Origin of the sequence: Streptococcus pneumoniae (assembly GCF_001457635.1) — a bacterium.
In the GTDB taxonomy this organism is placed as follows: domain Bacteria; phylum Bacillota; class Bacilli; order Lactobacillales; family Streptococcaceae; genus Streptococcus; species Streptococcus pneumoniae.
This window is the reverse complement of sequence record NZ_LN831051.1, coordinates 1,516,238-1,529,616: the sequence shown is the minus strand read 5'-3', so window position 1 is coordinate 1,529,616 and position 13,379 is coordinate 1,516,238. Positions and strand designations below refer to the sequence as shown.

Genomic DNA, 13,379 nt, shown 5'->3' with positions numbered 1-13,379 from the left:
TATAGAAAAGGCAGTATACCTTAATTATACTCTTAATTTACAAAAAAGTCTTAAAATTGAGATGCGCTTTCATACTTTGTTTTATATTATTTGGGGGTACAATAACACCTACCATGAAATTTACACGGTAGGTGTTACTCATATCACTAATCGTTCTAAAAATGGTTTGAGGCAGTTGAGGAGAATTCCTTCTATCCAGCTTCCTTGTGCTGATGAGCGATGGTCTTCCTGCAGGCTTTTTTTTAGAAAATCTCGGACTTGTTCTGGTGCGATTTCAAATTCAAAGGCTTTCATTTTATAGAAAAAGTCGATGAGATGATCGGACAGGTATTCAGTTGAAAAGGGTACTTCACCACTTTTTCGATATTCTAATAAGAGCCTAGAAAATCGAGCTTTTTCTTCAGGAAGCTCACGAAAATAGGAATTGAGGAGCCAAGTCTGCTTCTGTTTTCTTTCAATTGGATCCTGACTGGCAATTCGTTGGTCTTTTTCCAGCTCTTTTTGGTATTGTTTGGCCTTGATAGCCCGTTCTGCTCTATTTTTACCAAAAAGAATTTTTTCCCACTTGCGTTCTTCTTGAGTCAGGGTCTCTGTAAAGCCAAAGTAATCTTGATAAGCACGCTCTGCGGGTCCCATGGCTAGAACCAGATTGTCTGCATATTGCTTGGCGATTTTATCCCTCTTCTTGCGTTCTTTCTCTGCCTGGATACGGAGTTCTTGTTCGTAGTCAATTTTCTCCTTGCCTAGCTTGACAAGGTAGAGTTGGTCATCCGATTTCCCAAGTAAAAAGGGTTTGATACACTTTTCAAGGACTTCTTCCATCCGAGCCTTTTTCTTTGGTTCCGCCTTGGTCCAACTTCCTCCCTGAAAGACTTCTAGGAAAAGCTGGTAGTCTCTCTCAGGCGCAAATTGATTGCCACGATTGGGTTTGAAAACACCTTTTTCCCAGAGCCATTTTAGAAGTCGCTCGTCAAAGTCACTTTTATTGACCTTGATTTTTTCCTTTTTCTGAGCTTTTCTGGTTAGATTTTCAACCTTTCTGAGCAGTTTTTCTTCCTCTTCCAATTGCTGGTCAAGGGACAATCGATGAAAATGACGAACACAGTCGCTACCAATTGGAAAGAGGCGTTGGCCTGTGACACCGTTAAAGAGTTCATAAGCGTATTTGATGGCATTTCCACAGACACAATTGCTACGGCCGATACCGTTAAAAATCAAGGAAACTTCATTCCATTCCTTGGTAGCTTGTTCCCAAGTATCCGCTTTCGAAGCCTGTAAAACTGCATCGTGCAGGGATTTTCTAACTGGAAGTGTCATGAGGTCTCCTTTCTAATACTCAATAAAAATCAAAGAGCAAACTAGAAAGCTAGCCGCAATCAGCTCAAAACACTGTTTTGAGGTTGTGGATAGAACTGACGAAGTCAGTAACCATATATACAGCAAGGCGAAGCTGACGTGGTTTGAAGAGATTTTCAAAGAGTATAAGTTATACTTTTACAACTTGAACCTCGTCTTTACCGAGTAAAATCAAGTATTTTTCAATATTTTCAATCGAATAGGCTCGTGATAAAGCCTCTTCGTATAGAGCTAACTGACCACGATAGCGGTCTACGAGTTGACTTGGTTCATCATAGCGGTCTGTCTTGTAGTCGAACAGAACAATTTTGTTTTCGTAAAGCAGATAGCCATCAAGGATACCACGGACAACAAAGTCTTCCTGACTCTTTTGGTCTCGTTTGAGCATGGAGAAAGGTTGCTCGCGATAGAGATGGTCGGTATTAGCAAGAATTTCCTGACCGAGTACTGTGTCAAAGAAAGCAAGAATTTTATCAAGATTGATCTTGTCTCTGACAGCTTGGCTAGTTTGAACTTGTTTGAGTGTTTCTGTTAGGCTAGCAAGGGTTAGTTGCTGGCTGAGGTCAATTCTCTGCATGAGTTCGTGAGTAGCACTACCAATCTCAGCTCCAGTTACCTTTTCTTTGGTTGAAAAATCTGGCAAATCGAAGCTGATTTTCTTGCCTACTGACTGACCTTGACCAGCAATCTCGACACCTTCCATATCCATAACTGGTTCGTAGAATTTCTTGATTTGACTTGGGGTTTGAACACTAGGAAGTTCAATAGCTGCGCGGTGAAGAGTATTATAAACTTCCACCTCCTTCAGCATTTCCAGAGCTTCTTTGATGGTATCTGACTGACGATTGTCTGCTTGGGAGCTATCTTGGAGAGGACTCTTGGTTTCCAACTCTCCGATAGCTTCTCTGGTCAACTGATCTTCGCCAATAAAACGATAACTAAAGTTGAGCTTGTCCTTAGTAAACACTTTACTGATAGCCCAAAGCCAATCTTGGAAATTCCGTGCTTGCAGTCTAGTATTGCTATTTAGTTTCCCATTTTTGGCTGCTGGGTATTGCTTGACTTCCAGCTTTTCACGAGAACCCTTGCCGACAAGATAGAGCTTTTTCTCAGCCCGCGTCATAGCAACATACAGCAAACGCATCTGCTCAGAATAGCTTGCTAGCTGTAATTCCTCTTCGTTCTGCCTATAGGTCAGACTAGGAATGGAGAGTTTGATGGTTTTAGGATAGTGGTCTTCTACTGCCCCTGTCTCCATCTTGGCAATATATTTGACACCAAGACCATTCTGACGACTGAGAATGACTTCTGACATAGAGTCTTGCTTGTTGAAATCTTGATCCATATTGAGGATAAAGACGTAAGGAAACTCCAGCCCTTTACTCTTGTGGATGGTCATGAGCTCTACTGCATCTTTTGGCGGTGCGACGGCCACGCTTGCCAAATCGTGCTGGGCTTCTAAGACTTGGTCAATCATACGAATAAAACGCGACAAACCTTTGAAATTGCTCTTTTCAAATTGATCAGCACGCAGTGCTAGGGCATAGAGATTGGCCTGCCTAGCAGGACCATTCGGCAAAGCCCCAACATAGTCATAATAAAAACGGTCGTTGTAAATCTTCCAAATCAAGTCATAGAGAGAGTGGGTTTTGGCATACAAGCGCCAAGAAGCTAGGATATCCATGAATTGCTTTAGTTTTTCAGCTAGAGCTGTGTGAATCAAGCCTTTTTGACTACTTGCCATTTTTTGTGCATTGACCAGTTTCTCATAGAGATTTTCGTGGACTTTATCCTCTGCTTTCTGAAGGGACAAACGTGCTAGCTCATCCTCATCAAAACCAAACATTGGAGACTTCATAAGGGCAACCAAGGCATAGTCTTGCAGGGGATTGTGAATGACACGAAGAGTGTCTAGCATGACTTGCACTTCTAGGGATTGGAGATAATTGTTTTGCTCTCCGTCAGTTTTGACAGGAATCCCGTACTCAGACAGGGCGAGGAGAATCTGGTCATTACGACTGCGGCTGGAGGTCAGAAGGGCAATTTCCTTAAAGGCAACACCTTTTTCTTGATGAAGTTTCAGAATCTCCTTGATAACTAAGCGCATTTCGCCTGTTAGTTTCGTTTCTGTTTGACTCTCTTCTTCCTCACCTGTATCGTCCTTGTCGTAGAGGAGAAATTCTGCCTTGTTGTCTGGATTGGGAGTCAGTTTGGTATTGGCAAAAACAAGCTGGTGCTTGTTATCATAGTTGATTTCGCCGACCTCTTGGTCCATGAGACGTTCAAAGACATCATTGGTTGCTGACAGCACTTCTGAACTACTACGGAAATTTTCCTTGAGGAGAATGAGCTTGCCTTCTTGGGGATTTTGCGCATAGCGTTGGAATTTCTCATTGAAAATCTGCGGGTCTGCCTGACGGAAACGATAGATGGATTGCTTGATATCTCCCACCATAAAGCGATTGTGGCCATTAGACAACAATTCCAGCATCCGTTCTTGAATATGGTTGGTATCCTGATACTCATCGACCATGACTTCATGGAAGCGCTCCTGATAAGACTCACGAACTTGTGGGAAATTTTCTAAAATCTCAATGGTGTAATGGCTGATATCAGCGAATTCAAAGGCATTTTCCTGTCGTTTTCTCTGACGATAAGCCTCTACAAAATCGCTCATGAAAGATTGGAAGGTTTTAGCTAGTTTCCAAGTGTCTCCATGATAACGTTCTTGATAGTCGAGAATCGCTATCTGGTCTGATAATTGTCCTAGTTTAGTAAACTGGGTCTTTCTCTCTTCGTTGTAGGCATCAGCCAGGGGCTTCAAATCAGCCTTACGGCTGGCATTAGTCAGAGCACGACCGTTTTTCTCCTTAGAGATGGCGACAACACGCGCAAGTACTGCCTGATAAGCCTGACTATCGAACTCCTGATTTAGGGAGCCAATTTCATCCAGAATTAACTGAACATTTTCTAAATAGGCAGCCTTTGCAAACTCCTTGGCATCGTTATCCAGATGGTAACGGAAAAAGCTTTCCAAATCCCAGAGGGCTTGTTTGATTTGCTCAGTCAGTTTTTCTTTTTCACTGGTAAAATCAGCTTTCTCAAAGCCTTTGAGGAAAGATTCACTCAGCCACTTTTGAGGATTACTGGTGGATTGGAGGAAGTCATAGATTTTATAGACTTGCTGCCGCAGACCCCGTTCGTCCTTGCCACGCCCAGCAAAGTTTTTCAGCAAATGACTAAAGCTCTCTTTCTGTTTACCTTGGTAATGCGCTTCAAAGACCTCATGAAAGACTTCGTTTTCGAGAAGAAGTTGCTCGCTTTGGTTTTGTAAAATACGGAAATTAGGTGCAATATCAAGCAGATAACCATGTTTGCCAAGGAATTTTTGTGTGAAAGAGTCCATGGTTCCGATGGCAGCGTTGGGTAGGTCTGCCAACTGGCGACCCAAGTGTTGTTTGAGATCGACATCATCTGTTTCTTGGATTTTCTTGCTGATTTTTTTCTCTAAACGTTCTTTAAGTTCAGTTGCAGCCTTGACGGTAAAGGTTGAGATAAAGAGTTGAGAAATTTCGACACCACGCGCCAATTGGTCCAGAATGCGCTCTGCCATGACAAAGGTCTTTCCAGAACCAGCCGATGCTGAGACCAGGATATTCTGACCAGAAGTGTAGATAGCTTCGATTTGTTCGGCAGTTTTCTTCTGTTCCTTGCTCGAATTTGCTTCTGCTTCTTGCAGTTTTTGAATCTCCTCCTCACTTAAAAAGGGAATAAGCTTCATCGATTTAACTCCTCTCTTATTTTTTCAAACCAAGCTTGCTTGAGTTTTTCTCCGACCAGACGCTTGCCATCAGCTAGGTCCAATTTTTCTAGGAAACGGGCTTGGCCCAGATGGTAATTGGCTTCAAAGCCTGTAATAGCCTGATGTTGCTGGACGTATGGGGCAATGCTTCTGCCATTTTCAGTATAAGGATTGATGGCGAACCGGCCTGCTAAAATCTTCTCAGCAGCTTTCTTGTAAAGATAGGCATTGTAGTCCAGTAGGAGCTGAAATTCCTCATCTGTCAGTTGATTAGCCTTGTTTTTGTTATAAAATTCGCCTAAATAACTGCTTTCTTTTTCCAAGAAGAGCCCTTGGTATTTCATAGATTTGCTGGCTTCTACCACTGCTCCTGCCAGACTTTTTACCGCCATCAGAGATTGGACAGGTTCAGCCATTTCCAAGTACATGGCGCCGAAAAAGTTCTGCTTCCCTTCTCTTTTTAGGGCAGCAAGATAGGTTGGTAACTGAGAATTGAGCCCATTAAAGAAATGAGGAAACTGGAACTGAGTCAGACTGGATTTGTAGTCTACTACTCCTATCGCTCCATTAGCTTTCAAACGGTCAATCCGGTCCACCTTGCCTCGTACAAAGACACTGCGTCCATTGTCTAATTGAATAAAGGCTTGGTCTTTTCCACCAAAATTTGCTTCTTCTTTGATGGTTTCGATGGCTGGATTGTGTCGGAGAATATGTCCAGTCGTCCGTGCAACATCAAGCAAAACTTCCTTGGTAAACTGGGCTTCCAAACTTTCTTGATAAATAGCTTCAAATTCGCGTTCTTGACTGGTTTCTTGAATAGCTTGTTCTAGACGTTGGTCAAAGGAATCTTCATTAGGCAACTGTAAGGCGCGTTCAAAGATACGATGCAAGAAATTCCCGTGACTACGGGCATCAGGACGCAAACGTAATTCCTCCTGCAAGCCTAAAACGTAGCGTAGGAAATAACTGTATTCATTGCGATAAAACTCTGTCAAACCCGACGTAGACAGGTAAAACTCCTGTTTGGCAGGATAGAGAGCTTGCAAGGTGTCCTTGGCTAAGGTCTTGCTGCTTGGACTGGTTGGGATAGCTGGATTTTCCAGACCTTGCAGATCTAGTTTTTTACCTATGACACGCGACAGAACCTTGACAAAAGTCAAATCTTGCTCAGTATCGCTCATCTCACCCTGCTGGTGATAGGCAACCAGACTAGACAAAAGACTGTGATAGGACCCCATATCCTCCTTAGACAGTCCTTTGTGATTCATCCTCTTCTCTCTCCGCCTAAATCCAAAATGGATCAACTCTTGAAGATAGGCAGATTCCTTACTTTCACTTTCGTTAAAAAGGCTTGGAGCCGACAAGAACAACTGCTTACGAGCAGAATTGACCAAGGAAAGCATAGTGTAGCGATTTTTCTTGAGATTTTCACTGCTGGCAATCAGTAATTGAACGCCTTCTTCGGTCGCTTGGTTTAGGTTTTGCCTTTCTTCATCTGTCAGAAGACTGGTGTTTTGAGAAATTTTTGGTAAATTGTCCTGAGTTAGTCCAATAGCATAGACAAAGTCAGCAGTCAATGGTGCAATCAAATCGTAACTCTGCACCAGAACAGTGTCCACTGTTGCTGGAATGGTACGGTATTGGGACAAACTCATTCCAGAATGGAGCAAGGCTAGGAAGTCTTCCAGACTAACCTGTGAACCAGCAAAAACAGTCGCAAATTGTTCTAAAACATGGCAGAAAGCCTTCCAAACTTCGGCTTGTCTTTCCTGTTCTACAGCTTCCAAAGTGGTTGTCAAATCTTGTAACTGCTTGGTCACAGCTCCTTCTTTTAGAAAGACACTCCATTTTTGTAGGAGGTTTTCAGCATTTTGTTTTCGGCTGGCAAAGAGGGTTTCAAGAGGTGCTAAAATTCTCAGGCGGAGGACATTCAAACGCTCAAGATTAAATTTTCCATGGTGGGATTTGGTGAAGATTTGCTGAAAGGCTGGCAAGCCATTGATACCAAGATAGCGGATATATTGCTCAAAAGCATCAATATCAGACTGACTGAGGTCAGTATACAAATCAGTTCTAAGAAGATTAATCAAATCCTCCTGACGAAAACGGTAACGTTTTAAAGCTAAAATAGACTCGACAAACTGAGTCAAGGGATGATGAGCCATGGCTTCGCTTCTACCAAGATAAAAAGGAATCTGATACTGGTCAAAAATGGTTTTGAGAGATAACTGGTAAGAAGCTACATCCCCCAAGAGAATACGAAAATGCTTGTAGCTCAGGTCTGAGTTCTCATGTAATTTCTGACGAATACTACGGGCTACTAGCTCCAACTCCTCCTTTTGCGTCAAACAAGACCAGATTTGTAAATTTTCACGGTCTTTCTCATCGACATCCAAAGCGAGTTCTGAAAAGTCATAAGAAGACTCCAACAAACGAGAGGCCTTGTCAAAACTATCCATCTTCTCATGAGTTTGAGAACAGTCCTGAGCAGGCGTTTGGTATTTAGAAGCCAGATGATGGAGAAATTTTACGCTGGCTTGGTAGAGATTGCCCTCGCTAAAAGGACTGGTATAGGCTTTCTTACTAGCATAAGCCCCGATAACAATCTCAACACCTTTGCCGTGAAGTAAGTCCACAACCCGCTCTTCCTCAGCAGAAAAACGAGTAAAGCCGTCAATGACCAAGGTGATTTGATTAAAATCACTACTTACCTTGTCATTCTCAATAGCCTCAATCAAATGGGACAACTGACTTCCCTGGGCTAACTGACCTTGATTAAGATAGGCTGTTACTTTCTCAAAAATCAAGAGTAAATCCGCCCTCTTATCCTCATCTGTTAAATTCTCCAAGTCCAAAAAACTCATCTGGGATTTGGTCATCTCATGGTAAAGCTCAATTAACTGCTGGATCAATTGAGGATCCTGCTTAATAGCGCCATAAACACGCAAGTCCTTGGGATCGAGTTCGGCAAGGCATTTGTAAAAGGCCAACCCAAGACCGATATCATCAAGAGTAGTTTTAGCTGGTAAATCATTCAAGACCAGATAACGAGCCATTTGAGCAAAGCGCGTGACGGTAATCGAAAAAGAAGCCTGCTGGGACAAGCATTCCAGCACGGCGCGTTCCTTTTCAAAAGAAAGAGAGTTGGGGGCAATGTAGAAGACCCGCTTGCCAGCTGCAACTAGCTCTTCTGCCTCTCTTGTTAGAATTTCTGTCAAAGAAGTCCGAATATCAGTATAAAGTAATTTCATCTCAGCCTCGTTGGAATTTTTCATCACCCTATATTATACCATGATTAGCCTCGTAAATCTGTTAAAATATTTAGGCCATCCTTTCTTTTCTTCATCATCTGCTAAATCTTAAATACTTAGCTTTACTTGTATTAGATAGAATAAGTCTGGCTACTGAAAATCACATAATAAAAAAGCCTCGGTAACAAGGCTTTGAGTTTTATGATTGTTTCTTAGGTACGGAATACACTTCAATGTGTTGTCCCAGTATCTTAATGTCGACTGGTAGATTGTCTGATTTATCGCCATCAACATCGGACTCTAATTCGATATCAGAAGAAGTTTTAATATTACGTGCCTTTATATATTCAATATTCTTGATAGAATGATTGAACTATAGTAAATTGAAACTATAATAGTACACCGTGGATGCTAAAATATTTCTAGAAATTAATTTGATTTCCCTAATCAAGCTGTTCGTATCTTATTTCAATCTACTATAGTAAAATGAACCAAAAATAGTACACAATGTGGTATAATCTTCTTATGGCATATTCAATAGATTTTCGTAAAAAAGTTCTCTCTTATTGTGAGCGAACAGGTAGTATAACAGAAGCATCACACGTTTTCCAAATCTCACGTAATACCATTTATGGCTGGTTAAAGCTAAAAGAGAAAACAGGAGAGCTAAATCACCAAGTAAAAGGAACAAAACCAAGAAAAGTTGATAGAGATAGACTTAAAAACTATCTTACTGACAATCCAGACGCTTATTTGACTGAAATAGCTTCTGAATTTGGCTGTCATCCAACTACCATCCACTATGCGCTCAAAGCTATGGGCTACACTCGAAAAAAAAGAACCACACCTACTATGAACAAGACCCAGAAAAAGTAGCCTTATTTCTTAAGAATTTTAATAGTTTAAAGCACCTAGCACAGGTCTAACAAATGAATGGTGAGTTAATCGCTCCAATGACTTACGAAGAGACGATGACGAGCGACTTTTTTGAAGCTTGGTTTCAGAAATTTCTCTTACCAACATTAACCGCACCATTGGTTATTATATTAAAACGAAGTAAGAATAGGACAAATCGATCAGGACAGTAAAATCTAATTCTAACAATGTTTTAGAAGTAGAGGTGTACTATTCTAGTTTCAATCTACTATATTAATGGACAATGCAAGATTCCATAGAATGGGGAAGCTAGAACTCTTGTGTGAAGAGTTTGGGCATAAACTTTTACCTCTTCCTCCCTACTCGCCTGAGTACAATCTTATTGAGAAAACATGGGCTCATATCAAAAAGCACCTCAAAAGGGTATTACCAAGTTGCAATACCTTTTATGAGGCTCTTTTGTCTTGTTCTTGTTTCAATTGACTATATAAATTGTCTAAGCGAAACAACCGATAAGAATTGGCACAAAAGCGACCGTATTTTTGTTACCAATACAGGAAAACCAGTTCATAGTTCTATCTTGAGCAAGTCTCTCCAGCGAGCAAACGAACGCCTTAAAAAACCAATTCCCAAACATCTGTCCCCTCACATCTTCAGACACACCACTATTAGCATCTTATCAGAAAATAAAATTCCTTTAAAAACAATCACGGACAGGGTTGGTCATTCCGACTCTGAAGTCACTACTTCCATCTACACCCACGTCACAAAGAACATGAAAGATGAAGCAATCAATGTACTGGATAAAGTTATGAAAAAGATTTTTTAAAAAGTTTTGTCCCTTTTTTGTCCTCTAAATACAAAAATAGCCCTTCGGATAAAATCCGAGGGGCTAGAAACGTTGTTAAATCAACGGCCGAACTTTTGAATTTCATGGTTCGGGATAAAATAGTTCACTGAACTATTTTATTTTTTAAGGTTGTAGAATGATTTCAATCCACGATATTCAGCTACTTCACCAAGTTGGTCTTCGATACGAAGCAATTGGTTGTATTTAGCGATGCGGTCTGTACGTGAAAGTGAACCAGTCTTGATTTGTCCTGCGTTAGTTGCAACTGCAATATCAGCGATTGTTGAATCTTCAGTTTCACCTGAACGGTGTGATACAACAGCAGTGTAACCAGCTTCTTTAGCCATTTCGATAGCTTCAAAAGTTTCAGTAAGAGTACCGATTTGGTTAACTTTGATAAGGATTGAGTTAGCAGCACCTTCTTGGATACCACGTGCAAGGTAGTCAGTGTTTGTTACGAAGAAGTCGTCACCAACAAGTTGTACTTTCTTACCAAGACGTTCAGTAAGAGCTTTCCAACCATCCCAGTCGTTTTCATCCATACCATCTTCAATAGTGATGATTGGGTATTTGTTAACCAATTCTTCAAGGTAGTCGATTTGTTCTGCAGATGTACGAACAGCAGCACCTTCACCTTCAAATTTAGTGTAGTCGTAAACTTTACGTTCTTTATCGTAGAATTCTGATGAAGCACAGTCAAATCCGATAAATACGTCTTTACCTGGTACATATCCAGCAGCTTCAATCGCAGCAAGGATAGTTTCAACACCATCTTCAGTTCCTTCGAAACGAGGAGCGAATCCACCTTCGTCACCTACGGCAGTTTCCAAACCACGTGATTTAAGGATTTTCTTAAGAGCGTGGAAGATTTCAGCACCGTAACGAAGGGCTTCTTTAAATGTTGGCGCACCAACTGGCAAGATCATGAACTCTTGGAAAGCGATTGGAGCGTCAGAGTGAGAACCACCGTTGATGATGTTCATCATTGGAGTTGGAAGAACTTTAGTGTTGAATCCACCAAGGTAGCTGTAAAGTGGGATTTCAAGGTAGTCAGCAGCAGCACGAGCTACAGCGATAGACACACCGAGGATTGCATTCGCACCCAATTTACCTTTGTTAGGAGTACCGTCAAGTGCGATCATAGCACGGTCAATAGCTTGTTGATCACGTACATCGTAGCCAATGATAGCTTCAGCAATGATGTTGTTTACGTTGTCAACAGCTTTTTGTGTACCAAGACCACCGTAACGAGATTTGTCACCGTCGCGAAGTTCAACTGCTTCGTGTTCACCAGTAGAAGCTCCTGATGGAACCATACCACGTCCGAAAGCACCTGATTCAGTGTAAACTTCTACTTCAAGTGTTGGGTTACCGCGTGAGTCTAGGACTTCGCGAGCGTAAACATCAGTAATAATTGACATTTTTTACTCTCCTTATGAGTTAAATTTTTTACACCTCTATAATACCTTAAAACCCCTCCTTTTTCAAGAAAAAACGTTATCTTTGTGCAACTTTTCCTTAACTTTATAAAGTAATCGCTTTCTTTTGTCTGTTTTATTCTAACTTTTATGATATACTGTTTTCATGACAGATTTATCAAAACAATTACTTGAAAAAGCTCATGGTGGGTTAAAAATAAATCCGGATGAGCAAAGACGCTATCTTGGTACTTTTGAGGAAAGAGTTCTTGGATATGTAGATATTGACACAGCAAATAGCCCTCAGTTAGAAAAAGGCTTTTTATTTATTTTAGAAAACCTTCAGGAAAAAGCAGAGCCACTATTTGTGAAGATTTCACCAACTATCGAATTTGATAAGCAAGTTTTCTACTTAAAAGAAGCAAAAGAAACTGATAGTCAAGCCACCATAGTATCTGAAGAGCATATTACTTCTCCTTTGGGCCTGGTTATTCATAGCAATGCACCAGTTCAAGTAGAAGAAAAAGACCTTCGACTTGCTTTTCCAAAACTTTGGGAAGTTAAAAAGGAAGAACCAGCCAAAACATCCTTATGGAAGAAATGGTTTAGCTAAATCTTGCACATATTTAATAAGTGCCCAATATTGGCAGCCGTGCGCTCCAGATAGAGACTGGCATTTTTCAAACTATCTTCTAAAGGTTCACTTTTCTCCAAAATAGAAAAGACAGCTTGGATATTTTCAAATGGTAGGGGAGGTAAATCTTCAGCAAGACTACCGCAAATAGCAATAACAGGAACTCCAACAGGGGTTCTTTTTGCAACACCTATAGGCGCTTTCCCAGCAAAGCTTTGACTATCAAGTCTTCCTTCTCCAACAACAACCAAGTCAGCATCTGAAACTTTCTTATCAAAGTTGATTAAGTCCAAGCAGGTATCAATTCCAGACACGATACTTGCCTGAGCAAAGGCACACAAACCACCAGCAAGGCCTCCACCTGCTCCTGCTCCTTTAATTTCTAATGTTGCAGGTGAGAATTTTTCATAAAAATCTTGGATCGCCTGATCTACGACTGCAAACATAGTCGGATGTAGACCTTTTTGATTGCCAAAAGTGTAAGTCGCACCTTGATGACCACATAAGGGACTCACGACATCTGCTAGAATATGAATTTGAACACCTTCAGGAATTTTATAGCAATTTTCTGTTGAAACAGAAGCTAAGTTTAATAAGGATTGATCGGAAGCAGGCAAGACATTTCCATCCCTATCATAAAATTGATAACCTAAACCAGCAGCAATCCCCAGTCCTCCATCATTACTGGCCGTGCCACCAACACCGATATAAATATCTTTAATCCCTTTAGAAATGAGATGGAGAATCAACTCTCCAATACCACAAGTTTGGATTTGAAGTGGATTTCGTTTCTCTAGCGGAATTTTTCCAAGACCAACCAAGTCAGCTACTTCAAATAGTGCCAGTTCCCCTTTTTGAAAATAGCGCATGGCTTCTTTTTGTCCAGAAGGGTCTGTCACTTGGATCCATTTTTCTTTTAGGTCAAGAGAATGTCGGATAGCATCTACAGTACCTTCTCCCCCATCACCAACAGGGCAGAGGAGACATTCTACATCTGCTATCGATTGTTGGAAGCCTCTTTTTATTGCTTCAGCTACCTGTTGAGCTGTCAAGCTTTCCTTAAACGAATCCGGTGCAATTACAATCTTCATATTTTCCCTCATTCTAAACAGTCAATCAAAGGAAGAACTTCTAAAAAATCCCTCTTGTCAACATGATGTGGTATTTCTTTTTTGAGCATTTCTTTGGAACA

Annotated in this window: 7 protein-coding genes and 2 pseudogenes; 3 read left to right on the top strand and 6 right to left on the bottom strand. The window is 41.0% G+C overall.

What is annotated here, in order from left to right:
* Positions 1–138: 138 nt before the first annotated feature.
* The 4 genes and pseudogenes from AT689_RS08170 to AT689_RS12585 form a co-directional block, all read right to left on the bottom strand.
* Positions 139–1,317 carry a hypothetical protein gene (locus AT689_RS08170; protein WP_000174775.1) on the bottom strand — a complete coding sequence of 393 codons (1,179 nt, stop codon included), beginning with the start codon at positions 1,315–1,317 and terminating at the stop codon, positions 139–141.
* 169 nt (positions 1,318–1,486) lie between these two features.
* The gene (gene addA, locus AT689_RS08165) at positions 1,487–5,137 is read right to left on the bottom strand and encodes a helicase-exonuclease AddAB subunit AddA (RefSeq protein WP_000767230.1); all 3,651 of its coding nucleotides are present in this window, start codon (positions 5,135–5,137) and stop codon (positions 1,487–1,489) included.
* Positions 5,134–8,409: an ATP-dependent nuclease subunit B gene (gene rexB / locus AT689_RS08160; RefSeq protein ID WP_000772340.1), complete on the bottom strand. Its 3,276-nt coding sequence runs from the start codon at positions 8,407–8,409 to the stop codon at positions 5,134–5,136. Before rexB ends, addA begins: the two co-directional genes overlap by 4 nt.
* A 199-nt stretch (positions 8,410–8,608) precedes the next feature.
* Positions 8,609–8,764: pseudogene (locus AT689_RS12585) on the bottom strand (diacylglycerol/lipid kinase family protein); the annotation flags it as partial.
* 170 nt (positions 8,765–8,934) lie between these two features.
* Between AT689_RS12585 and AT689_RS12575 the strand changes: the two are divergent.
* Positions 8,935–9,768: pseudogene (locus tag AT689_RS12575) on the top strand (IS630 transposase-related protein).
* Complete coding sequence (locus AT689_RS08150; protein WP_044811956.1) at positions 9,668–10,114, top strand: tyrosine-type recombinase/integrase; 447 nt, start codon at positions 9,668–9,670, stop codon at positions 10,112–10,114. The pseudogene AT689_RS12575 and the gene AT689_RS08150 overlap by 101 nt, the downstream one beginning before the upstream one ends.
* A gap of 137 nt (positions 10,115–10,251) precedes the next feature.
* Here the strand turns inward: AT689_RS08150 and eno are convergent, their stop codons facing one another.
* Positions 10,252–11,556, bottom strand: a complete 1,305-nt coding sequence (gene eno / locus AT689_RS08145) for a surface-displayed alpha-enolase (RefSeq protein WP_000022813.1) — start codon at positions 11,554–11,556, stop codon at positions 10,252–10,254.
* Between the two features lie 163 nt (positions 11,557–11,719).
* Here eno and AT689_RS08140 point away from each other — a divergent pair, with 163 nt between their 5' ends.
* On the top strand, positions 11,720–12,166 hold the full coding sequence (locus AT689_RS08140) for a YueI family protein (RefSeq protein WP_000131079.1): 447 nt from the start codon (positions 11,720–11,722) through the stop codon (positions 12,164–12,166).
* Here the strand turns inward: AT689_RS08140 and AT689_RS08135 are convergent.
* Positions 12,163–13,278, bottom strand: a complete 1,116-nt coding sequence (locus AT689_RS08135; RefSeq protein ID WP_000706434.1) for a glycerate kinase — start codon at positions 13,276–13,278, stop codon at positions 12,163–12,165. The genes AT689_RS08140 and AT689_RS08135 overlap by 4 nt on opposite strands.
* Between the last annotated feature and the right edge of the window lie 101 nt (positions 13,279–13,379).

Coding starts and splice junctions, on each gene's coding strand:
- AT689_RS08170 (WP_000174775.1), bottom strand. CDS start 1,317: ATGACACTTCCAGTTAGAAAATCCCTGCACGATGCAGTTTTACAGGCT.
- addA (WP_000767230.1), bottom strand. CDS start 5,137: ATGAAGCTTATTCCCTTTTTAAGTGAGGAGGAGATTCAAAAACTGCAA.
- rexB (WP_000772340.1), bottom strand. CDS start 8,409: ATGAAATTACTTTATACTGATATTCGGACTTCTTTGACAGAAATTCTA.
- eno (WP_000022813.1), bottom strand. CDS start 11,556: ATGTCAATTATTACTGATGTTTACGCTCGCGAAGTCCTAGACTCACGC.
- AT689_RS08140 (WP_000131079.1), top strand. CDS start 11,720: ATGACAGATTTATCAAAACAATTACTTGAAAAAGCTCATGGTGGGTTA.
- AT689_RS08135 (WP_000706434.1), bottom strand. CDS start 13,278: ATGAAGATTGTAATTGCACCGGATTCGTTTAAGGAAAGCTTGACAGCT.